General features: G+C 30.1%; 23 protein-coding genes. 11 read left to right on the top strand and 12 right to left on the bottom strand.

Annotation, left to right across the window (positions count from 1 at the left end; translation table 11 throughout):
- Window positions 1–19 precede the first annotated feature (19 nt).
- Window positions 20–235: a hypothetical protein gene (locus L0U72_RS01325; RefSeq protein ID WP_101918014.1), complete on the bottom strand. Its 216-nt coding sequence runs from the start codon at window positions 233–235 to the stop codon at window positions 20–22.
- A gap of 70 nt (window positions 236–305) precedes the next feature.
- On the opposite strand from L0U72_RS01325, the gene L0U72_RS01330 reads away from it, so the two are divergent.
- Complete coding sequence (locus L0U72_RS01330) at window positions 306–695, top strand: nucleoside triphosphate pyrophosphohydrolase family protein (RefSeq protein ID WP_233896903.1); 390 nt, start codon at window positions 306–308, stop codon at window positions 693–695.
- Between the two features lie 9 nt (window positions 696–704).
- Here L0U72_RS01330 and L0U72_RS01335 read toward each other — a convergent pair whose 3' ends face one another.
- Entirely contained in the window at window positions 705–1574 is an 870-nt protein-coding gene (locus tag L0U72_RS01335; protein ID WP_233896904.1) for a TlpA family protein disulfide reductase, read from the bottom strand.
- A gap of 152 nt (window positions 1575–1726) precedes the next feature.
- Window positions 1727–2782: a branched-chain amino acid aminotransferase gene (locus L0U72_RS01340; RefSeq protein WP_233898207.1), complete on the bottom strand. Its 1056-nt coding sequence runs from the start codon at window positions 2780–2782 to the stop codon at window positions 1727–1729.
- A gap of 176 nt (window positions 2783–2958) precedes the next feature.
- On the opposite strand from L0U72_RS01340, the gene mnmD reads away from it, so the two are divergent.
- The 3 genes from mnmD (at window position 2959) to L0U72_RS01350 (ending at window position 4586) form a co-directional block, all read left to right on the top strand.
- Window positions 2959–3648, top strand: coding sequence for a tRNA (5-methylaminomethyl-2-thiouridine)(34)-methyltransferase MnmD (mnmD, locus tag L0U72_RS01345; RefSeq protein ID WP_193699690.1), 690 nt, complete (start codon window positions 2959–2961; stop codon window positions 3646–3648).
- Between the two features lie 68 nt (window positions 3649–3716).
- On the top strand, window positions 3717–3848 hold the full coding sequence (locus L0U72_RS11745) for a hypothetical protein (RefSeq protein ID WP_256444157.1): 132 nt from the start codon (window positions 3717–3719) through the stop codon (window positions 3846–3848).
- A complete protein-coding gene (locus L0U72_RS01350; protein ID WP_233898208.1) occupies window positions 3849–4586 on the top strand; it encodes a tRNA1(Val) (adenine(37)-N6)-methyltransferase in 738 nt (245 codons plus the stop codon).
- Between the two features lie 9 nt (window positions 4587–4595).
- On the opposite strand, the gene L0U72_RS01355 is transcribed toward L0U72_RS01350, so the two are convergent.
- The 7 genes from L0U72_RS01355 to L0U72_RS01385 form a co-directional block, all read right to left on the bottom strand.
- Window positions 4596–5447, bottom strand: a complete 852-nt coding sequence (locus L0U72_RS01355) for an alpha/beta fold hydrolase (RefSeq protein WP_233898209.1) — start codon at window positions 5445–5447, stop codon at window positions 4596–4598.
- 86 nt (window positions 5448–5533) lie between these two features.
- Window positions 5534–6895 carry a DUF4041 domain-containing protein gene (locus tag L0U72_RS01360; RefSeq protein WP_233898210.1) on the bottom strand — a complete coding sequence of 454 codons (1362 nt, stop codon included), beginning with the start codon at window positions 6893–6895 and terminating at the stop codon, window positions 5534–5536.
- Window positions 6896–7205: 310 nt separating this feature from the next.
- Window positions 7206–7499 carry a hypothetical protein gene (locus tag L0U72_RS01365; protein ID WP_101918006.1) on the bottom strand — a complete coding sequence of 98 codons (294 nt, stop codon included), beginning with the start codon at window positions 7497–7499 and terminating at the stop codon, window positions 7206–7208.
- Between the two features lie 31 nt (window positions 7500–7530).
- On the bottom strand, window positions 7531–8604 hold the full coding sequence (gene cydB, locus L0U72_RS01370; protein ID WP_233898211.1) for a cytochrome d ubiquinol oxidase subunit II: 1074 nt from the start codon (window positions 8602–8604) through the stop codon (window positions 7531–7533).
- A gap of 2 nt (window positions 8605–8606) precedes the next feature.
- Complete coding sequence (locus tag L0U72_RS01375; protein WP_233898212.1) at window positions 8607–9938, bottom strand: cytochrome ubiquinol oxidase subunit I; 1332 nt, start codon at window positions 9936–9938, stop codon at window positions 8607–8609.
- Between the two features lie 144 nt (window positions 9939–10082).
- Window positions 10083–10274 carry a transposase gene (locus L0U72_RS01380; protein ID WP_233898213.1) on the bottom strand — a complete coding sequence of 64 codons (192 nt, stop codon included), beginning with the start codon at window positions 10272–10274 and terminating at the stop codon, window positions 10083–10085.
- On the bottom strand, window positions 10262–10564 hold the full coding sequence (locus tag L0U72_RS01385) for a hypothetical protein (protein WP_233898214.1): 303 nt from the start codon (window positions 10562–10564) through the stop codon (window positions 10262–10264). Before L0U72_RS01385 ends, L0U72_RS01380 begins: the two co-directional genes overlap by 13 nt.
- Before the next feature lie 367 nt (window positions 10565–10931).
- Here L0U72_RS01385 and L0U72_RS01390 point away from each other — a divergent pair, with 367 nt between their 5' ends.
- Window positions 10932–12815 carry a B12-binding domain-containing radical SAM protein gene (locus L0U72_RS01390; protein ID WP_233898215.1) on the top strand — a complete coding sequence of 628 codons (1884 nt, stop codon included), beginning with the start codon at window positions 10932–10934 and terminating at the stop codon, window positions 12813–12815.
- Between the two features lie 106 nt (window positions 12816–12921).
- Here the strand turns inward: L0U72_RS01390 and L0U72_RS01395 are convergent, their stop codons facing one another.
- Together L0U72_RS01395 and L0U72_RS01400 are read right to left on the bottom strand one after the other, a co-directional pair.
- The gene (locus tag L0U72_RS01395) at window positions 12922–13551 is read right to left on the bottom strand and encodes a WG repeat-containing protein (protein WP_193699628.1); all 630 of its coding nucleotides are present in this window, start codon (window positions 13549–13551) and stop codon (window positions 12922–12924) included.
- 506 nt (window positions 13552–14057) lie between these two features.
- Entirely contained in the window at window positions 14058–15428 is a 1371-nt protein-coding gene (locus L0U72_RS01400; protein WP_233896918.1) for a saccharopine dehydrogenase family protein, read from the bottom strand.
- Between the two features lie 101 nt (window positions 15429–15529).
- On the opposite strand from L0U72_RS01400, the gene L0U72_RS01405 reads away from it, so the two are divergent.
- The 6 genes from L0U72_RS01405 to hemW all read left to right on the top strand — a co-directional run bounded on the left by L0U72_RS01405 (window position 15530) and on the right by hemW (window position 23284).
- Window positions 15530–15916, top strand: a complete 387-nt coding sequence (locus tag L0U72_RS01405) for a DUF423 domain-containing protein (protein ID WP_101917998.1) — start codon at window positions 15530–15532, stop codon at window positions 15914–15916.
- Between the two features lie 105 nt (window positions 15917–16021).
- Entirely contained in the window at window positions 16022–17623 is a 1602-nt protein-coding gene (pckA, locus tag L0U72_RS01410; protein ID WP_233898216.1) for a phosphoenolpyruvate carboxykinase (ATP), read from the top strand.
- Between the two features lie 134 nt (window positions 17624–17757).
- Window positions 17758–19404, top strand: a complete 1647-nt coding sequence (gene ade, locus L0U72_RS01415; protein WP_233898217.1) for an adenine deaminase — start codon at window positions 17758–17760, stop codon at window positions 19402–19404.
- Window positions 19405–19457: 53 nt separating this feature from the next.
- Window positions 19458–20012, top strand: a complete 555-nt coding sequence (gene ruvC / locus L0U72_RS01420) for a crossover junction endodeoxyribonuclease RuvC (protein ID WP_101917995.1) — start codon at window positions 19458–19460, stop codon at window positions 20010–20012.
- A 7-nt stretch (window positions 20013–20019) separates the two neighbouring features.
- Window positions 20020–22155, top strand: a complete 2136-nt coding sequence (locus tag L0U72_RS01425) for a KAP family P-loop NTPase fold protein (RefSeq protein WP_233898218.1) — start codon at window positions 20020–20022, stop codon at window positions 22153–22155.
- 1 nt (window position 22156) lies between these two features.
- Window positions 22157–23284: a radical SAM family heme chaperone HemW gene (hemW, locus tag L0U72_RS01430; protein ID WP_233898219.1), complete on the top strand. Its 1128-nt coding sequence runs from the start codon at window positions 22157–22159 to the stop codon at window positions 23282–23284.
- The last annotated feature ends 2 nt before the right edge of the window (window positions 23285–23286 follow it).

Consider the following 23286-nt stretch of genomic DNA (forward strand, 5'->3'; position numbering starts at 1 on the left):
ATAAATCGAAGAATTAATTTTATCCTTTGATTAAATATTTTGCAAGAAATAATAATGCAATAGCCGTTAGAATCCCGATGGCAACAAATAAAGCACTATTTTTATAGTATTTTTGATTGTTTTTAGCATCTTTTTTATAACTGTAAAACATCACAATTACAAAAGCGATAATAAATAAACACGAAAAAACAATTCTACCTGTGGTAAATTCGATGGTAGCAAAAGGAATGAACATAATCTTTTATTTTTAGCAAAGTTACTTAAAACTAACAATATAAAAAATATACAAAAAATACGCAAAACACATGAAAAATAAACTAAAAGCAGTGCAAGAATTTCACGAAGCATTTAAAATAAATATTCAAAATAAACCAACAATCGCTATTTCAGAGGATAGAAAAAAATTGCGTTTCGAGTTGATGAAAGAAGAAAATGAAGAATATTTAGAAGCCTGTAAAAATAATGATTTAGTTGAGGTTGCCGATGCCTTGGGCGATATGTTGTATATTTTATGTGGAACAATTATCGAACATGGAATGCAGGATAAAATTGAAGCTGTTTTTAACGAAATTCAGCGAAGTAATATGAGTAAATTAGATGAAAACGGGGAACCAATTTATCGAGAAGACGGGAAGGTTTTAAAAGGTGAAAATTATTTTAAACCCAATATCAAAGAAATTTTAGAGACGTATTAAATTGATTTATTATTCTTGAATGTTTTCTTGAATATCTTGTTGAATTTTTTGATGATTTTCTTCTTCTAAAATGCGTTCAAGTTCGGAAGTTAACGTATCAACATTATTGACAACCTTAAGAATAACACCATCTGAATTGATAATAATATGTGTCGGATATTGCTTTACTTTTAAGTTTTTCGACATATATTTTTTCTGATTTGGTATGGTGAAATATTTAAATGGTTTTGTTTTTAAAAATTTTTTCAATTTTTCTTTTTCATTAAAGGCTAAAGAAATAAATTGAATATCTTCATTTTGATACGTATCCACTAAATCATTGAGTTTAGGAAATTCTTCCACACAAACTTTGCAATTAATAAACCACGATTTTAAGACCGTTATTTTTCCTGTGGTACGCACTTCTTTATTGTGCGATATTCCATTTAAATCCGTAAAATCATATTCAGGTAATTTTTGCCCTTCCATTTTAAAATATTCGTAAGCAACCCGAGCTTTTCTTATAATGGCTTTTTTTATTTTTTGGTTAACAGGTTGTTGCGTTGTACTTAATTTGTAGGTGGTATGCGTTTCTTTTTCCAATTTTTCAACAAGATAGATTCCTGTTTGTAATAGTGTTAAAAACATTGCTTTTGTTATTGTTATTCCTTTTTCATCAATAGCAATAAAGGTTGCTGTTAAGTCGATATTTTTTTTCATGTTTGCGTTCCAAGCATCAAAATCTTTTTTAACAGTTGTTTTTTTAGTTGTTTTTTGCGAATTTGAGTTGTTTTTTTGACTATAATTTTCATTATAATTTTTAAAATAGCTCTTTAAAATAAATACGGATAACGCAAAACCTATTAGTATAGATAGTATTATGAGGATAATATTTTTCATTATTTTAGAAGGGTTTTTTTAAAAGATAAAATTACTGATTACTCTTGTTATTTTATGATTTATTAAAGTTATTTTAACGTGTTTTTTTTAACGCCTAAAAAAAGCATCAAGTTTTACTTGATGCTTTTTAATATTTATTCTTTAATTTTTCATTAAAGTTGAACTCTCCAACCGTATGGATCTTCGGATTTATTGGTTTGTATATCGGTGATATATTTTTTTAAATTCGTAGCGTATCCGTCTGTTATTTTAGGCAAATCATATTCTTTGTTATCGAATCCAAAACCAGAAATTGGTGAAATTACTGCAGCTGTTCCTGCACCAAACATTTCTTTTAAAGAACCATTTTCAGCAGCTTCTACCACCTCGGATACCGTAATTTTACGAACTTCTACAGGAATATTTTTATCCTCAGCAATTTGAAGAATACTTTTTCGAGTAATTCCATCTAAAATTCGGTCGCTCGTTGGGCTTGTAATTAAGGTGTCATTAATTCTGATAAAAATATTCATTGCACCTGCTTCTTCAATATATTGATGCGTATTATCATCTGTCCAAATTACTTGCTGATAACCTTTATCAGTTGCTAATTTCGTTGGATAAAATTGTGCGGCATAATTTCCTCCAGCTTTTGCAAAACCAACACCACCATTAGCGGCACGAGCATATTTTTCTTCAATTAAAACCTTAACATCTCCAGAAAAATAAGCACCAGAAGGAGCGGTACAAATAATCAATTTATAAGCATTGGCAGGCGATGCGTGAAAACCTTCGCCACAGGCAAATATAAAAGGACGAATATATAATGAACTTCCTTCATTGGTTGGAATCCATTTGTTATCGATTTCTAATAATTTTTTTAAGCCATCCATAAAAATATCCTCAGGAATTTGAGGAATTACCAAACGTTCTGCCGATTTATTTAATCGTTTATGATTGTCTAAAGGACGAAATAATAAGGTCTTATTATCGGCATCTTTGTAGGCTTTCATTCCTTCAAAAATAGATTGTCCGTAGTGGAAAATTTTAGCCGAAGGATTTAATGAAATTGGTGCGTAAGGTTCAATAGAAGCGTTTTTCCATTCTCCATCAATATAATCACAAACAAACATGTGATCTGAAAAGATACCACCAAAGGTTAAATTGTTAAAATCTACGGTGTCAATCTTTGATTTTTCGACAAGCTTTACGCGTATGTTCGATTCCATAAAAAAAGTGTATATATTAGTACACAAAAATACAAAAATTGTAGGATTTTTACTACAAATAGCCACAAATAGCTACATGTTAAAACAATAAATAAGAAATAAGATTGTTAAAAATAACATATCTTTGAAGTAAGTATTTCATGAGTATTTCATGAATAGTATAAAAAATATATATTATTAAACGAGAAATAATTATAACATCCGACGGTTCTACAACCATTTATTTACCCGATTGGAATGAGCAATATCATTCAAAACACGGCGCTATTCAAGAGGCGTATCATGTTTTTATAAAAAGCGGATTAGCATTGCAAACAACCTCTGAAATTTCAATTTTAGAAATCGGTTTTGGTACAGGTTTAAATTGTTTTATCACTTTTTTAGAAAATTCAAGAGCGAATTTAATTGCATCAAAAAGGGCATCAAAAAAGATAAATTATGTTGGAGTAGAGGCATATCCTGTTGTAAAAGAGGAAGTTGAAAAATTAAATTATGTAGCCGAATTAAAAGCTGAAAAAGATCAGGTTATTTTTGATAAGATGCACAACTTTTCTTGGGATAAAAAACACGAAATTACACCAGATTTCAGTTTAACAAAACGGCAACAATTTTTTACAGCTATTGATGATAAATCAGCATTTGATTTGATATATTTTGATGCTTTTGGAGCAGAACATCAGCCTGATTTATGGACAGAAGCAATTTTTAAAAAGATGTTTGAAGCCTTAAAAGAAAACGGGATTTTAGTAACGTATTGTGCAAAAGGTAGCGTTAGACGTGCGATGCAGTCGGTTGGTTTTACTGTAGAACGATTGGCAGGTCCTCCAGGAAAAAGAGAAATGCTTCGTGCGATAAAACAAGCATAAAAACAAGATTGCATCATAAATAAGAAAAATAATTACACATAAATAATAAAAAATAATCATCATAAATAATGAAATTTCAAAGACGTTTTGGAAATAGAAAAAGTACAAATCCGAAGAAAGGAATGCTTTTAATAATTGTATTAATCGTTATTTTATACTTGTTTTTTAATGCGGATAAAATAATCGGAAAAATTTTATAAATGAAGCCATTTCAATTTAAAGAATTTGAAGTACATCAAGATAAAACAGCCATGAAAATCGGTACAGATGCCGTGTTGTTAGGAGCTTGGTGTTCGTTGGGTGCATATCCAGATTCCATTTTAGACATCGGTTCAGGTACAGGTGTTATTTCATTAATGTTGGCACAACGAAGCGATGCGATGACAGTAGATGCCGTTGAAATTGATGCCGATGCGTATGAGCAAACGGTTTCAAATTTTGAGCAATCTCCTTGGGGCGACCGATTGTTTTGTTATAATGCTTCTTTTTCAGATTTTGCTCAAGAAATGGCAGAAGAACAGGAGCAATACGATGTTATTGTTTCCAATCCACCATTTTATACCGATGCTTTTGAAACTCAAAATGAAGCTCGAAATAAAGCTCGTTTTACCTCGTCATTATCTTTTGAAAAATTACTAAAAGGTGTTGCTGAAATTTTATCAGAAAAAGGAATATTCTCAGTCATAATTCCTTCTAAAGAGCAAGAAAATTTCGTGAAATTAGCCGAAGAATCGAAGTTGTTTTTACAACGTATTTGTCATGTAAAAGGCAATGAAAACTCCGAAATTATCCGAAGTTTATTGGCTTTTTCTTTTGATAAAAATCAGGCTGAAAACCTTACAAATAATCGGGAAGAAATTTTAATTATTGAAAAAGAAAGGCATCAATATACTGATGCCTATATTAATCTTACAAAAGATTTTTACTTAAAAATGTAAGTTTTATATTTATTTATCATTGGAGTAATCAAATTTTTGAGTTAAAAAATGATGTGAAATTGTATTAAACATTTCTGAATTATTACGAGGTATTCCATGATTTGCTCCAGGTAAAATACAGAGTTGTGCTTTGGAGATATTATCAAAAATTTCAACGGCATGTTGGTTTTTAATAATATCTCTATCGCCAATAATAACTAAAACTTCGGCGGTAATTTTTTTCAATGCTTTATGAGTAATCTCAGAAGAATTTAATAATAATTTGTCTAATTGTAGTTCTTTTTCCCAATTTTTAGATGTATCGCCATTTTTTAGCATTTTAATAGTTTGCGAGTGCATTTCTTGAACTTGTTTAATTGCCCAATTGTTCACAGCAGTTGAGTCAAGTCTTAAATTTGGACCCATTGCAATTATTTTTTTTATCTTGATTTTATTGTTGATTCCCATTTTTAAACCAATAATAGCTCCATCGCTCCAACCAAGAATATTAATGGCATCTAATTTTAAATAGTTCGCAAGTGCTTCATAATCTTTTGCCATTAAATCATAGGTTAAATTAGTTGTTTTTAACTTCGATTTTCCTTGTCCTCGACTATCGACGGCAATAACATTGTACTTTTTTTTGAAAAAATCAATTTGATATTCCATTGCTTTGATATCCGTTCCACAACTGTGAATAATAAACAACGGCTCGCCTTTTCCGTATTGTTCATAATAAATTTTAGTGCCATTTACTTTGGCGTATTTTCCTACGGATTTATTATTTCCGTATGGAATTGTAAAATTATCTTGGGCATTACTGGTCGTAAATGGAAAAATTAAAAGGAATACAATAAGTTTAATAAGTATTGATTTTTTCATACAAGTGATTTATTTGCTATTTTTTTGTGCAATAATAAAGGGAAATAGGTTAATAATCAAGATATATTTATAGTTAAAAATAGCCATTATTTTTTTAGAACAAGACAATCTTTAATGATAGGTTTTTTATTCGAGAGGATATTTTTAGCAATTCGATATTCTGTTGCTTTAGGAGTTTTAATCAAGGTGAAATCTTCGGTAAAGTTATTTTTTATAATTTTTTCAAGTTCTTTTATCGAAACTTTAAAGAAATTTTTCTTAAAATTAACTGGATTTATATTTTTATCTTTGAGTTCTTGTAGTATTTTTTTTTCTAGTTCGGGAGCATTATTACTGAAAATTATAGCATTAACATCAAACTGAAAAGGTAGTGCATCGGTTTGTAATTCGTTGATTTGTTCAAGAGGTTCTAGTCTGCGAGTCATCCCGATTTTATAAATATTTTTTCCAAACGAGCCAACATTAGAAATAATATAAACATGTCCTGCTGTCGCATTTTTTTCCATAGCGAACGCTTTTTGTTTATCAGCAATTACGGTATTTAAATCGTGTGTTATTTTTTTGATTTTATCGGTCAGTTGTTTCTTATTTTTTCCTGAAGCTGTACTTATTTCTTTATTGGCTTTTTCTAATTGTTTTTGAAATACTATTTCTTGTTTTTCTATTTTTTTCTTGCTATTTTCAATATCTCGAAGTAATTTATTTTCTTCTCGGATTTGTTTTTTTACCTCAAGTTCTTTTTCTTTTTCGGCTTGTTTTTTATTTTGATAAGCGCCTACTAAGTTTAATTCTTTGATCCTTAAGTGTAAAAAGGAATTTTGAATAGCAATATGGTTTGATTTTCCTAATTTATTAGTTGTCAGAAATGCTTTTTCAATTCTTTTTTTAACAGATTCGATAGTATTCCATTTAACTTTTGAAATTAAGGTATTACATTCTTCATTAAAAGCTTTAAGCATTAATTTTGCTTGTAATTCTGCGGATTTTTTAGCTTTTTCAATATTTGTTGCTGTTTTTTTACCGAAAAGAACAGGGATTTCATAGTTTGTTGCACTGTTATTTTTAATGGCTATTTTTTGTTGATTTCTAATTTTAACAAGTTCTTCTTTGTATTGTTCGGCAGTATCAAATTTATAGATTGGTTTTTGAATACCGACAGAAATTGCATCTAAATCAGTTTGATAAAAATCAATTTCTTTTTTTAATTTTGAAAATTTTAAGGTTGCTTGTTTGTAATTATTATTAAAAATTTCTTCTCTAAAATGGAGTTTATTTTTTTTGAGTTGAATTTCTTTATCGCGAATATTTAATTTTTCTATTTGATTTTTACAATCAGCTTCAAATTTTTCTTGTAATTGTTTTATTTCATTTTCTACGTCCGTTATTTTTGAGTAACGTTCTAATTTATTTTCAAGTAATTTTATTGTTTTTATATTAAAAATATCCATAGCATGGTTTTTGTATTTTTTAATTTTACGCTAAATTTCTATCAATTTTTTTTTAAAAAAATCGACTTAAAAATACAAAATAAATAATAAGTTATCCAAGGAAATCGAAGTAATTTAAGTGAGAGCCTGTTTAAATTTTATTTTTAAAAAAAATGTAATAGAAAAGCAAGAAATCGCATTCTGATTTGCTGTAGTTATTCCTTTTTTTGATGATTCTTGTCAATTTGAGTAATTTTAATAACTAAAAGGAATTAAAATTACTCGAACTGACAGTTTATTTAATTTTTAAACAGGCTCTAAATAAAACATTTTATAATAGTTTATTTTTTAGCTGATAAATTAAAAAAACAGCAAGCGCTCCACCGAAAAAAGAAACGATGCTATTCAGGAAAAATAAGGCGTAATTAATGTATTCAACTTGAACTATAAATTTAGGGCTAAAGCCTAATCTTCCAAAAGATTTAATTAAAAAAATACTCCCAAAAACTCCAGCGATGGTATTTCCCGTAAGCCCAAAGGAGTATTTTTTAACTAATTTCCCCATACTATTTGCTCCAAATATTCCTATTAAAATACTGATTAGCGAAATTAAAGTAGCAGTCATATAATGAGTGTTTTTTTATTTTTCAGCAGATTTAATGTCCGTAATCCATGTTGTCTATTTTTCCGCCCATAATCTTTTTTTGCACAATCATATATACAAAAAGTAAGATAAAACCAACCGCACCCCAGTAAGTTGCGACTGATAATCCGTAGGCTGTTGTAGCTGTATTATAAATTGTTAAAGAGTTGTTTACGCTATTTGTTGATGGTAAAATTACAGGAAATAGTGACGCTAAAGAGGAAGTTATTCCTCCTAAAATCAGTAAGGTAGAAAAAGTAAACGCATAGATTTCTTTGTTGAATTTCTGTACAAAAAATAAGCCAACTAATCCTGAAATATAAATCAGTGGAAACACCAATAAAAAAGGATTTTCAATAAAATTATTTAAGGAGTTAGGGTTTACAATTTGCCATATAATCAATGAAAATATCGTTAAACCAATCAGTAAAATATTTAATTTAAAAACGGTTTTCTTTAATTTTTCATTAATAGATGAATTGGTTTTTAAAACAATCCAATTTGCACCGTGAATTGCCAAAGTAACCACCGCAATAATTCCGATAACAAGGGTAAACCAATCAATAACACCAGGGTTTTCAGCTAGTGGACTAAAGCTGTTATTCCAAAGAGGTAAGAAAAAATAATGAGCTTCATAGGTAGAAATTCCGTTTTCAACACCGCCTAAATTAACGCCTCTAATTACATTTCCTAAGGCAATTCCAAAAAATAAAGCAAGTAATAAACTTGAAACTCCAAAAGAAGTATCCCAAATATCTTTCCACATTTGAATGTTAAATTGCGCTCTAAATTCTAGCCCAATCGCTCTGAAAATAATCAGCCATAAAACAATAATTAAAGGCAGGTAAAAACCACTAAAAACCGATGCGTAAAATGTAGGAAACGCCATAAAAAGCATTCCGCCTGCGGCAACTAGCCAAACTTCGTTAGAATCCCAAAATAATCCTGCCGATTTAGCAATAACTTCTTTGTCTTTTTCTTTTTTCGCCATAAATAAATGAATGATTCCTGTACCAAAATCATAGCCATCTAAAATAAAAAATACCGCCAAAACAATTGCGATGATAATAAACCAAAATACTTCCATAATTAATGTGTTTGATGTTTAGGTCCTTGATGAATTGTTTTTCCAACCAATACTAAAAATAAGATACCGAGTAACAGGTATAAGGCTACAAATCCTAAAAGGGTAAATAAGGTATTTCCTGATGAAACTGTTGGCGATATTCCGTCACTTGTTTTTAATAATCCGTAGACTAAATACGGCTGTCTTCCGAGTTCGGCAGTGTACCAGCCTGTAATATTTGCGATATAAGGAAAAGGAACTAAGAACAATATTGTCCATAATAAGGGCTTAAAAGTGTATAATTTTTTTCGATATAAAAAGAAAACTGCCAATCCCATAATACCGATAAAAATCGTTCCTAAACCAACCATAATATGATACGAATAATAAAGCGCAGGAACATTGTCGGGTAATTCTTCTTTTTTAAATTTATCCATTCCTGGCACTTGTTTGTCCCATTCTTGATAGGTTAAAAAGCTTAAAATATTAGGAACTGCAATTTTATTATCGAGTTTTTTTTCGACCATATTGGGTTGTCCGATTAAAACAATTTCGGCACCAGCTTCTTCGGTTTCAAAAATCCCTTCCATCGCCGCAAAAGATGCAGGCTGATATTTCGCAACATTTTTAGCGTTTAAATCTCCCGTAGGGAATGCTAATAATAAACTGGCAATAAATCCAAAAATAACGCCTGTTTTTAAAAATAATTTACCGTATTCTATATTTTTATTCCTCAAAATATAAAAAGCACCAATACTTGCCACCACAAAAGCAGAAGTGGTAACAGAAGCAACTTGATTGTGTAAAAAAGCAGGCAATAACCAAGGATTTGTAAATAAATCGCCAAAATTTTCTAGGACGAATTTTCCATTTGCTAAAACTTCATGCCCTACGGGATGTTGCATCCAAGCGTTGGTAGCTAAAATAAACCAGCCACTTGCCCAAGAACCTAAAAAGACTAAAAAAGCGGTTAAAAGATGGAGTTTTTGCCCCATTAATTTTTCACCAAAAATAAAAAGTGCTAAAAAGGAAGATTCTAAAAAGAACGAAAACATACCTTCCATTGCTAAGGTTTGCCCGATAATTCCACCTGTTAATTCTGAAAATTTTGCCCAGTTAGTACCAAATTGAAATTCCATCGGAATTCCTGTAACCACGCCCATGGTAAAATTCACAGCAAATATTTTCATTAAAAATTTTGCCGCATTGTTATATTTTTCAATATTATTTTTTAAGTATTTCCACTTAAAATACACGATTAGTAAGGATAATCCCATCGTTAATTGTGGGAATATATAATGAAACGTGATTGTAAATGCAAATTGCAATCGGTCGTAAAATAGCATATCTTCCATCGGAAAGTAAATTTTTAAACAAATTTAATCCATATTTTTAGATATTTATGTCACATTTGTCACATAATTTTTTAGGTATGCCGTCTGAGAAATAAATCAAAATATTTTAGCATGAATAAAGGGTTTTAATAGTGCTTAATTTTATTATTTTGTTTGGTAAAAAGTGTCTTCATTCCATTTTGAAGGGTTATTTATAATGTAATCTGAAATGTTGTGGTATGCTTTATTGTTGCGAATAATATGATCGTGATAATTGGGTTGCCATGAGAAATTAACAGTTGTTTTTCGTGCATTTACTGTTACACCTGTTTTAAATCCACGTATTATGGATGCCAAATTTTTTGATTGTGATCCGAATTTATTACTCGGGTTCGCAATGCATTTATTACTGGGATCCGCAATGCATTTATTGGTTGTAGAGACGCAATACATTTATTGGTTGTAGAGACGCAATACATTGCGTCTCTACGGGTGGTATTATAACTGTTTTTACCAATGGTTATTATGGCATGAAAATGATTCGGCATAACAATATATTCGCCTGTTTGTAAATTCATATCAGGACGCATTTCAAATGTTTTTATCCATTGTGTTTCAACAATTTTTCCTATTTCTGATAAGATCATTTTTCCATTGATAATATCACCAAAAAAACATTCCTTGTTTTTACAGCAAATCGTAACAAAATAAATAGCATTGGAACCGTAATCTCAACCTTTCAATCTATTGGATTCTATGCGATATTTTCCTTTGAATTTTGTCATTTTATATCGTTTATTGCTGGTAGAGACGCAATGCATTGCGTCTCTACGTTGTGCGTTTGTGCATTCTATTTCAATAATATCACAAAAAATACGTTTGTTTTACATCAAATATAATAGATTTCAAATAAAATTTAAACCCCAAATCCAAAACCCCCAACATAAAAAACCAACCAAAATTTTCAACCGCTATTTCTAAATCAGATGGTATCTTTGCGGTTCATTTATATTTATGGCAATTAATACACTTTTAATAACACCACCTTTCACACAATTAAATACGGCATATCCCGCAACGGCGTACATCAAAGGATTTTTAAATTCTAAAGATGTAAAGGCTACGCAAATGGATTTAAGCATCGAGCTTTTTACCGCTGTATTTGCCAAAGAATTTATAGACGCTATTTTTAAGCAAGCCGAAATGCTTGGCAATAACGATTTTCCGTTGGTAGGAAATCAGCAAGAAAATTATATAGATAAAGTAGATTTTGTGATGAATTATTTGCGAGCGCAAGAAGTTACGGCGGCGTATCAAATAGTGCATAAAGATTTTTTACCCCACGGACACCGACGCATCAAATTAGCGAAAGATTTAACCACCGAATTTGGTAAATTAGGAATTTTAGACAAAGCAAAACATATTGCAACCTTATTTATCGAAGAATTGGGCGATTTTATAAATGCCAATGTCGATGAGTTTTTTTCATTCACACGCTACGCCGAGCAATTAGGGCGGTCAGCATCTAGTTTTGATACTATTGATGAGTTTCTAACCTACGAAACTACTTTAATTGAAGATGAAATGCTGTATCTTTTAGATGAAAAAATAAAAGAGCAAATAACATCAGAAACACCCGAAAAACCGTATGATTTAATTTGTTTTACCGTGCCATTTCCAGGGAATTTATTTTCCGCTTTGCGATGCGCTCAATTTATAAAACAAGAATATCCAAAGATTAAAATAGCGATGGGCGGCGGATATTGTAACACTGAATTAAGGCGTTTATCCGATCCTCGAATTTTTAATTTTGTCGATTTTATTACGTTGGATGATGGGGAATCTCCATTGTTAAGAATCACCGAATTTTTAGATGGAAAAATAAATGAAGATGCTTTAGAAAGAACTTTTATCTGTAGAAATAATGAAGTTATTTATGCCAATAAAATTCCAAATACGATATTTCATCATCGAAATTTACCAGCTCCGAGTTACATCGGCTTGCCGACAAATAAATATTTATCGTTTTTAGATGTAATGAATCCAATGCACAGAATGTGGTCGGACGGAAAGTGGAATAAACTCACCATTTCCCACGGATGCTATTGGAAACAATGTTCTTTTTGTGATGTTACGTTGGATTATATCGGTAATTACGAAAACACAACGGCAGATGATTTGGTGAATAAAATTGAAAAAATAATATCAGAAACAGGCGTTACAGGATTTCATTTTGTAGATGAAGCAGCGCCGCCAAAAATGCTAAAAGCTTTAGCAAATAAATTACTAGAACGAAAAATATTTATTACCTGGTGGACAAATATTCGTTTCGAAAAAACCTTTACACCTGAGATTTGTTCGTTGTTATCAAAATCGGGATGTATTGCGGTAACAGGCGGTTTAGAAGTGGCTTCCGATAGGTTATTGGCTAGAATGAAAAAAGGCGTAGATATTGGACAAGTGGCACGAGTAACCAAAGCTTTTTCTGATGAAAATATTATGGTGCATGCCTATTTAATGTTTGGTTTTCCTACTGAAACCGATCAAGAAACTATTGATTCGCTAGAGGTTGTGCGTCAATTATTTCAACATAATTGTATTCAATCGGCTTTTTGGCATCAGTTTGCTTGTACAAGTCATAGTCCCGTAGGAAAAAACCCTGATGCTTTTGAAATTAAAATTACAGGACCAGAATTTAAAGGGTTTGCTGAAAATGATTTGTATCATGAAGATCCAACAGGGGCGGAGCATCATTTGTATAGTCAAGGATTAAATACGGCGTTAAATAACTACTTAAATTACAAAGGATTTGAGATTCCTTTACAAGATTATTTTGATTTTAAAGTGTTAAAAACAACGCAAAAACCGAATTTAATTCAAGGTTTTTTGAATGTGTAAAAGTTTAATTTTGATAAAATCATAAACAAAAAAATCATGTTACTTTTACGGTAACATGATTTTTAAGATTTAAATATAGTTGAATGTTAAAATCATAAAATTAAGGCTATTTATTTTTGATAAAAGCATCAATATTATCATAAATAGCAGGGATTATTTCTTTTCCAGATTTGTCAATAAATCCATATTTAGTTTGACGAAGTTTATTGGTTACTGAAACCTTTGCCCAACCTTTTTTGTAGATATCAAACATACCGATTTCTGTATATTTAATTCGTACAATGGTGTTTCCTTTATTATTGATAAAACCACTTTTATCTTTAATTCGAACTAACGCCCATCCTTTTCGATATACGTCAAAAGCTTGGATTTCGTCAAATTTAGTATTGATAACTTTTTTACCATTATTATTAATAAATCCTAGATAACCGTTTTCTTTTATGATAGCCCATTTTTTTTGGAACATTCCAAATTTACCGATAGAATCATAAACGGCTTCTACGACTTCATTTCCATATTTATCAATAAATCCAAATTTATTATCAAGATTTACTTTTGCCCAACTTTTTCTTTCCTGATTATAGGGTGCTATTGTATCATATTTTGGAGGTGCAATTTCGATTCCTTTACTGTTTACGACTCCGTAAAATTCTTTATTTTTGACAATGAAAAAGTCTTGAGCATTGGCATAAAAACTTGTTAAAATGATAAAAACTACTGTTACTTTAAATTTCATGATATTAATTTAGGGGGTTAAAAAAAAACGCAAATATACGCTGTTTTACTCGTTAAATAAATTTTTAAAGATGTTAAGGTATTAAGTTTTGTGTGATTTTTTTGATATAAAATAAGGAGTATAAATACAGTGAAAAAGGCATCTATAATGATTATAATAATGCCTTTTATTGAATTATAAAATATTTTGTGTACGTTTAAGAGCCTGTTTAAATTTCATCAAAAAAAATTTTTATAGCAGGAAAACAGAAAATCGAATCCGTCAAACTGAATTTATTTCAGTTTCACATCCTGATTTGCCGTAGTTCTTTCCTTTTTTTTGATGATTCTTGTCAATTCGAGTGATTTTAATGACTAAAAGGAATTAAAATTGTATCGAGAATTTGAATTCTTTTATATTAATGAATTTTATACTAAAAAAGTTCTCGATACAATTTTTTTGAAGGAAAAAAATCACTCGAACTGACAGTTTCTTTAATTTTTAAACAGGCTCTAAATAATTGCAAATTATCCTTTTATCGTTTCAGGATTGTAGCCTAAATACGGAACTTTTTTCTCGACAAAAATAATTCCATAGTTTTCTAACTCCTTTAAAATTGGTTGATATACTTCTTTTTTAATTGGTAATTGTACACCAGGCGTTGTAATATCGCCATTTAAAATGCGTAAAGTTGCCATCGCCACAGGCAATCCGACCGTTTTTGCCATAGCGGTATAAGTTTGATCATCACCTTTAATAACCATACTGCTTTCTATCTGATATTTTTGCTTATCAAGCTCATATCCAAATTTATGTTGCATCACAATCATATCTTTATCATCGGCTTCAAGCGTCCATTTTTCAGAAAGTATCTTTTGAAGTATTTGTGCAGGCGTTGCATTTTTGAGTCCTGTTTTTTTAGTCGGATTAAAAATATCTAACTCTAAGAATTTATCCCACATGATATCATCTTGTTCAATTTTAAGGTAAGAACGGAATTTTAATTCGACAGAATCGGTAGGAGAGTAGGCTAAAAATAAGTTCGTAAAATCACGATAACTTAAATTTTCAGAATTTTCAATAGTATAAGAATCATCGGTCATTCCTAATTGAACAAAGACATTCCAAGCTCTTGAAAAACCAACTTTTCGAATCGTTCCACGATACATTGTTGGTACATTTTCTAAATTATAAATACTTCTATATTGTAAGGAATCTCGATTTGCATACGCTTCGAATTTACCATAACCATCAATGGTTAAAAATTCGGTTCGTCTAAATAATTTATGATACGGAATGTATTTATAGGTGTTCTCTTGAATAAACATCGCCGCACCTCCTTGTCCTGCTAATACTACGTTTCTAGGATTCCAAGTGAATTTATAATTCCATAAATTGGTATCACTTTCAGGAGCAACTAAACCACCACAAAATGATTCAAAAAGCAACATTTTACCACCTTTTTCATGAATTTCATCAATAATTTGCATCGCACTCATGTGATCAACTCCAGGATCTAAACCAATTTCGTTCATAAAAACCAAACCTTTTGCTTTTACATCAGTATCTAAGGCTTTCATTTCATCCGAAATATAAGAAGCTGTTACCAAATGTTTTCCATAGATAACACAATCTTTAGCAACTTCGATATGAAAACGAGCAGGTAACATCGATATAACAATATCTGAATTTTGAACCGCTTGCGAACGTTGATCCGCATTAAAAACATCTAATTGTACTGCCGTTGCATTTTTATGATTATTGATAATTGCTTCTGCATTTGTAAGCGAAAGATCACCAATGGTAATGTGTAAATTTTCTGAAGTTGATTTATCTAATAAATATTTTATAAGAGATGAACTAGATCTACCAGCGCCGATAATTAATATATTTCTCATATATAATGTGTTTTTGTTTTCTTAAATTTGAAATCACAATATCCGCAAAATAAATTACAATAAATCAAAATAAAGTTTAAAATTAAACAAAATCAATCAAAATGTATAAAAATTTAACAATTACGGCTGTGTTCGGCGTTATTGCAGTCGTTTTAGGAGCCTTTGGCGCACATGCTTTAAAATCGAAATTAAGCCCGGAAGCCTTACAAAGTTTTGAAACTGCTGTTCGATATCAATTTATACACGTGCTCGTTTTACTTTTTATAAACACGTTTCAGGAGTTCAGTTTGCAACAAAAAAATAGGATTAGTCGCTTTTTTATAGCAGGAATTGTGCTTTTTTCAGGTTCCATTTATTTAATTCAACTCGCTGGAATATCGGCAAAATCGATTTGGTTTATCACACCTTTAGGAGGTGTTTTATTAATAATAGGTTGGTCTTTAATGATTTTTGAGTTTATCAAAAAGATATCAAAAAAAACTATTTAATTTAGAAAAAAATAATAAAAAAATAATAAAAAAAATCAATAAGTAAGCAGTTTACGCAAAAAATCCTATTTTTGTGTGAACTTAACACAACTAAATTATTTTAAGATGACAAATCTTGATAAGAAAACGATATCATTAGAGAACTTAGGAATTAAGGACGCGATGGTTCGTTATCAGTTAACTTCAGACGAGTTACACGATATAACGATTGAAAAAAAACAAGGAAAAACCACTGATTTTGGCGCATTAGCTGTTGAAACAGGTGAGTTTACAGGACGTTCACCAATGGACAGATTCATCGTAAAAGATGATATTACAAAAGATGAGGTTTGGTGGGGAGATATCAATATTCCTTTTGATTCAGCAAAATTTGATAAATTATATGATAAAGTAACAGCGTATCTTTCAGGGAAAGAGGTTTTTGTACGTGATAGTTATGCTTGTGCCGATGAAGATTACAAGCTAAATATTAGAGTCGTAAACGAATATCCTTGGAGCAATATGTTTGCTTACAACATGTTTTTACGCCCAACGGTTGAAGAATTAAAAGATTTTTCTCCAGAATGGACGGTTGTAAATGCTCCAGGTTTTATGGCAGATCCTGCGGTTGACGGAACACGTCAGCACAACTTTGCTATTTTAAACTTCGAGAAAAAAATTGCTTTAATTGGTGGAACTGGATATACTGGTGAAATTAAAAAAGGAATTTTTTCTGCTTTAAACTTTATTTTACCTGTCTTTAAAAATACGTTGCCAATGCACTGTTCGGCAAATGTTGGTAAAGATGGTGATACCGCTATTTTCTTCGGATTATCAGGAACTGGAAAAACAACGTTATCTACTGACCCTAATCGTAGTTTAATTGGAGACGATGAACACGGTTGGACATCAGAAAATACCGTTTTTAATTTTGAAGGAGGTTGTTACGCTAAAGTAATTGACTTATCTCAAGAAAAAGAACCAGAAATTTATGCCGCGATTAAAAAAGGAGCAATTCTTGAAAATATCGTAATGGACGAAAACGGTAAGGTTGATTTTAACGATACCTCTATTACACAAAATACCCGTGTAAGTTATCCGATACATCATATTGAAAACATTCAAACGCCATCAACAGGGAAAAATCCGAAGAATATCTTTTTCTTAACTGCCGATGCTTTTGGAGTATTACCTCCGATATCTAAATTAACACCAGGACAAGCAGCCTATCATTTTATCTCAGGATATACCGCAAAAGTTGCAGGAACGGAAGCAGGAGTTACCGAGCCATTACCAAGTTTTTCAGCGTGTTTTGGAGCACCATTTATGCCATTACATCCAACGCGTTATGCAGAAATGTTAAGCGAAAAAATGAAAGAAACAGGTGTAAATGTTTGGTTGATAAATACTGGTTGGACAGCAGGTCCTTACGGAATTGGTCATCGAATGAAATTAAAATACACTCGTGCAATGATTAATGCCGCATTAAACGGAGATTTAGGGGAAGTAAAGAATGAAAATTATCATACACATTCTGTATTTGGATTGGCACAACCAAGAAAATGTCCAGGAGTTCCTACCGAATTATTAAGCCAACGTCAAGCTTGGAATAATGATGAAGAATATTATAAAACAGCAAACAAATTAGCAGATTCATTTAGAAAAAACTTTAAACAGTTTGAAGAAAATGCAAACGCTGAAATTTTAGCAGGAGGACCAACTCTATAATCTTTTTTATTCTAAAAAAAGATTCATGAAATATTAAAAAAAGCATCCGAAAGGATGCTTTTTTTATGCCTAAATACTGTCTATTTTTGTTGTATTAAATTGTTAAATTAAATTTTTTAACGAAACTAAAAAAGATGATTGTAAAAGGAAATATTGTCGATATACAAAATAATCGAATTTATAAAGGACAAATTCAGATTGAAAATGGTAAAATAAAAAGTATTCAAGAAATAAATCATTCAATCATAAATATAAAAGAAAATAATTTTGAAAATTATATTATTCCTGGTTTTGTCGATGCTCATATTCATATTGAAAGTTCGATGTTAGTGCCATCAGAATTTGCTAAAATTGCAGTTACTCACGGTACGGTTGCAACGGTTTCTGATCCGCATGAAATCGCCAATGTATTAGGTGTAAAAGGCGTTGATTTTATGATTGAAAACGGAAAAAAAGTCCCGTTAAAATTTAATTTCGGAGCGCCAAGTTGTGTGCCAGCAACCTCTTTTGAAAGTGCTGGAGCAATTATAGATTCCGAAGACATTAAATTGATGATGCAAAACCCAGATATTAAATATTTAGCTGAAATGATGAATTATCCAGGCGTGTTATTTGATGATGCTGAGGTTTTGAAAAAAATTCAGCATGCAAAAGATAATAATAAACCTGTTGATGGTCATGCGCCAGGTTTACGAGGTGATGATGTTTCAAAATATATTTCCGCAGGAATAACCACGGACCACGAATGTTTTTCTTATGATGAAGCTTTAGAAAAACTTCAAAAAGGCATGAAAGTAATTATTCGTGAAGGAAGTGCTGCTAAAAACTTTGAGGCTTTAATTGATTTATTACCAAATCATTTTGAAAATATGATGTTTTGTTCTGATGATAAACATCCTGATGATTTATTAGTAGGACACATCAACGAATTGTGTGAACGTGCCGTTTCAAAAGGAATTGATGTTTTTAAAGTGTTAAAAGTTGCCTGTATAAATCCTGTAAAACATTATAATTTAGATGTTGGTTTATTACAAAAAGGTGATGCTGCTGATTTTATCATCGTTGAAAATTTAAAGAATTTTAAGGTATTACAAACGTATATAAATGGTGAATTAGTTGCTGAAAATGGAAAATCGTTTGTAAAATCGGTAGCTTTTGAGGTGTTGAATAATTTTAATACAGATAAAAAAATTATTGCTGATTTTGAGTTTAAATCATCCGCAGAAAAAATAAGAGTTATTGAAGCCTTAGATGGCGAATTAGTAACGAATCAAATTGAAGTAAATTCTTTAATTAAAGATGGAAACTTAGTATCAAACACTCAAAACGATGTGTTAAAAATGACGGTTGTAAATCGGTATAAAAATGCCAAACCATCGATAGCATTTATTAAAAACTTCGGATTAAAAGAAGGCGCAATTGCAAGTTCCGTTGGACACGATTCTCATAATATTATCGCTATCGGTGTTTCTGATGAAGCAATTTGCAAGGCAGTAAATTTATTAATCGAAAATAAAGGCGGAATTTGTGCGGTAACAACATCCGAAGAAAAAATAGTTTCCTTACCCGTAGCAGGAATTATGTCTGATAAATCAGCCGTAGAAATTGGAAAATCATATGCCGAATTAGATGCGATGGCAAAACAAATGGGAAGCAAATTAAGAGCGCCTTATATGAGTTTATCGTTTATGGCATTATTGGTTATTCCGTCGTTAAAATTATCAGATAAAGGTTTATTTGATGGAAATACGTTTAAATTTACATCATTAGAAGTTGGATAAATTTACCGAATAATAATTGATTAGTTTTGTATTTACAGAAATTGTTATAAAATTTGAAGACAGAAAAAATAATATTAGGCGTTGATCCAGGAACGAGCATCATGGGTTTTGGAATTATAAAAGTGGTAGGAAAAAAAATGGAATTTGTTCAAATGAACGAGTTAATTTTAAAAAAATACGACAATCATTATATAAAATTACGCTTGATATTTGAGCGAACACTCGAGTTAATAGACACCTATCATCCTGATGAAATAGCGTTAGAAGCACCCTTTTTTGGTAAAAATGTACAATCGATGTTAAAGCTAGGACGCGCTCAAGGTGTAGCGATGGCAGCAGCATTATCACGAGATATTCCCGTAACAGAATATGCGCCTTTGAAAATAAAAATGGCAATCACAGGAAGCGGAAAAGCAAGTAAAGAACAAGTCGCTTTAATGCTGAAATCATTATTAAATTTAAAAACATTACCCAAAAATTTAGACGCAACCGACGGTTTAGCAGCTGCAGTTTGTCATCATTATAATTCAGGAAAAGTGGTAGGCGGTAAAAATTACTCAGGCTGGGCTTCGTTTGTGAGTCAGAATGAAAAACGTGTTAAAAAATAGATAAAAGATGAGTTTAAGTGATTTACCAATTGGAAAAAACGGAGTAGACCTTTTTAATTTTGAACATTATGCTAAAAAGGTTCAAAAAATAATTCAAAATAATTCCAATAATTCTGAACCTTTAACTATCGGTATTTATGGTAAATGGGGAGAAGGTAAAACATCATTTTTAAATTTAATTGACAAGGGAATTGATTCAGGAGAAAAAGAAGAAGGACAAAAAGGTATTTTAAAATATCATTTTAATCCTTGGAGATATAGCACCGAAGAAGAAATGCTTTTTGATTTTTTTGATGGACTTTCTAAAATGATGTTTGTAAATAAAGATACTACACTTCAAAAAGTAGGAAAACAGCTTCTAAAATATAGTAGATATACAAAAGCCGTTAAGCTTTCTGCATCTGTAGGGTTTTCTTCAAATAAAGCGGGAGCTACGTTTGATGTAAGCGAAATAATGAAAGCTTTAGGTGAAGATTTTATAGGTAAGGAAGTTACATTAGAATCTTTAATTCAAAATATAAACGATAAATTAAAGGCTTCTAAATATAAAATAGTGGTGTTTATTGATGATATTGACCGCCTTGATAAAGATGAAATATATACTATTTTAAAGCTGATAAAATTAAATGCGAATTTTAATAATTTTGTATATATCGTTGCTTTAGATGAAAATCATGTTGCTAAGGCAATAGGGCAACGTTATGGTGTAGATACCAAAGATGGAGAATTATTTTTAGAAAAAATCATTAATATTCCAATTCATTTACCAAAAATTGAATCAGCAGATTTTAAACAATTTTTTGAAATAAAGCTAAAAGAAGTATTTGATAATTTAGGTTTTTCAGATGAAAATGATAATGAAAAAGAAGCTTTTTCAGAGATAATAAGAGAATTTAGAGTACAATATTTTAAAAATGGTAGAGAAATAATACGAGTTCTTAATAGTTTTTTTGTGGGTGCTTTTGCTATTGGTGAAGAAGTTAATTTAAGAGATTTATTTTGGATTGAATATTTGAAGGTTACGGATAATATTGCTTTTAATGTTATAAAAAAATATGATTCACCTAATATAGAAGAAGAATTAATTACTAATAGTACTATAATTAAGTATTCAACAGATATTTTAAATAAAGATGAAATATTCAAAGAGTATTCCAAAGAAATTCTGGTAATATTATTTTCAGAGTCTAAAGGTTTTATGACGAGAGTAAAATCTAATAATGGTAAAAATGCTATTGAAATTTCAAAGTTTAATTTAAAAATTAATCATCCTAATCATTTTGATAAATATTTTTCATATCATACAATTGGTAAAGTTTCTGAAATTAATAAGAAATTAATAATTCAGAATATAATTGATGAAAATAAAGATGAGTTAAAAATGAATTTTATTGATTTAAGAAATAAAGATAATTTAAAAATTCATCGTTTTTACAGTGTTATAGAAGATTTAATTAATGATGAAAATATAAATTACCTGTTTTTTTATGATTTTTTATTTTCAAATTTAGATTTATTATCCGAAAGTGAGAAAGACAGTTTTGGGGCAACGTATCAATCAAAAATGATAAAGTTAGTAGCTTTTAATTTGGAGAAAAATAATAGTACTAATGATGATATTATTCAATTAGCAAAAAAGCTAAGTATTAACCAATCATGTTATTTTACGAAGGCAATATATATCAACATAGAAGTGAAAAATAAATTAGAGGAGCTGATTGTAAAAAGAGTAAAACAAGAATATATAGGTAAACCAAAACCTTTTTTTTATGATTTTATAGGTAAGGATTTTCACGGTTATACTATTATGTCATATTGGAATAAGAATGAAGAAGATTTATTTATTGAATATATTGATAATAATATTAAATGTTTTGATAATGTATTAAAATTGATAAGAAATTTTCCTAATTGTGGTAATGATTCCTATGGTGAGTTAAAAAAAGAAAATTTTGTTTCTGTAAAAGACTTAATAGATGTTGATATGATTTATGCTAGAATTAAAGAATATGAACCTGAATTAATAAATAAAATAGATGTAAATTATAAAGTTCCTTACTCTTTAAAACATAGTTTTTCTGAATTAGAAAACGTAGAGCAATTTATTTATCACTATAAAAAAGACAAAAATTTAATAAACTAATTTGGCAGGAATCTACATACATATACCGTTTTGTAAACAAGCATGTTTTTATTGCGATTTTCATTTTTCGACTTCTTTAAAAAAGAAAGACGAACTAATTTCGTGTTTAATAATAGAATTAGAAATCCGAAAAAAAGAATTACAAAACGAAATAATTGAAACTATTTATTTTGGTGGTGGAACTCCTTCGTTATTATCATCCGAAGAAATAACAAGCTTACTAAATGCGATTTATAAGCATTATAAAGTTATCGAAAATCCTGAAATTACACTAGAGGCAAATCCTGATGATTTATCCGAAGAAAAAATTTTAGAACTCGCAAATTCGCCAATTAACAGATTAAGTATTGGAGTGCAATCTTTTTTTGAAGAAGATTTAAAAAGTATGAATCGTGCGCATAATTCAAAAGAAGCAAAAGAATGTTTATCAATAGCAACTCGTTATTTTGATAATATTACGGTCGATTTAATTTATGGCGTTCCGAATATGAGTAATCAACGATGGAAAGAAAATTTGCAAATTGCTTTCGATTTTGGTGTTAATCATATTTCGAGTTACGCCTTAACTGTTGAGCCAAAAACGGTTTTAGATAGCTTTGTTAAAAATGGAAAATATCCCGAACCTGACGAAACAGAAGCCAAAGAACATTTTGATATTTTAGTAGCAGAAACCGCTAAAAATGGATTTGTACATTACGAAATATCAAATTTTGGAAAACCTGCTTATTTTTCAAAACATAATACATCGTATTGGTTGGGTAAAAAATATATCGGAATTGGTCCTTCGGCACATTCGTTTAGCAAAACACATCGCAGTTGGAATGTTGCCAATAATGCAAAATATATAAAGGAATTACAAGAAGGAAAGCTATCTAATGAAACAGAGAAATTATCTGAAGAAGACCAATTTAATGAATATTTAATGACGGGTTTACGAACTATTTGGGGTGTTTCATTAGATGAAATTAAAGCTTCTTTTAAAGATGATTTTAAAGAAGAATTATTAAAATCATCAAAGAAATTTATTGAGGAAGGTTTGTTAATTATCGAAAATAATACACTTAAAACAACTCCAAAAGGAAAGTTTTTAGCAGATGGTTTAGCATCAGAATTATTTAGAATTAAATAAAA

The organism is Tenacibaculum piscium (genome assembly GCF_021390755.1).
Taxonomy (GTDB): Bacteria; Bacteroidota; Bacteroidia; order Flavobacteriales; family Flavobacteriaceae; genus Polaribacter; species Polaribacter piscius.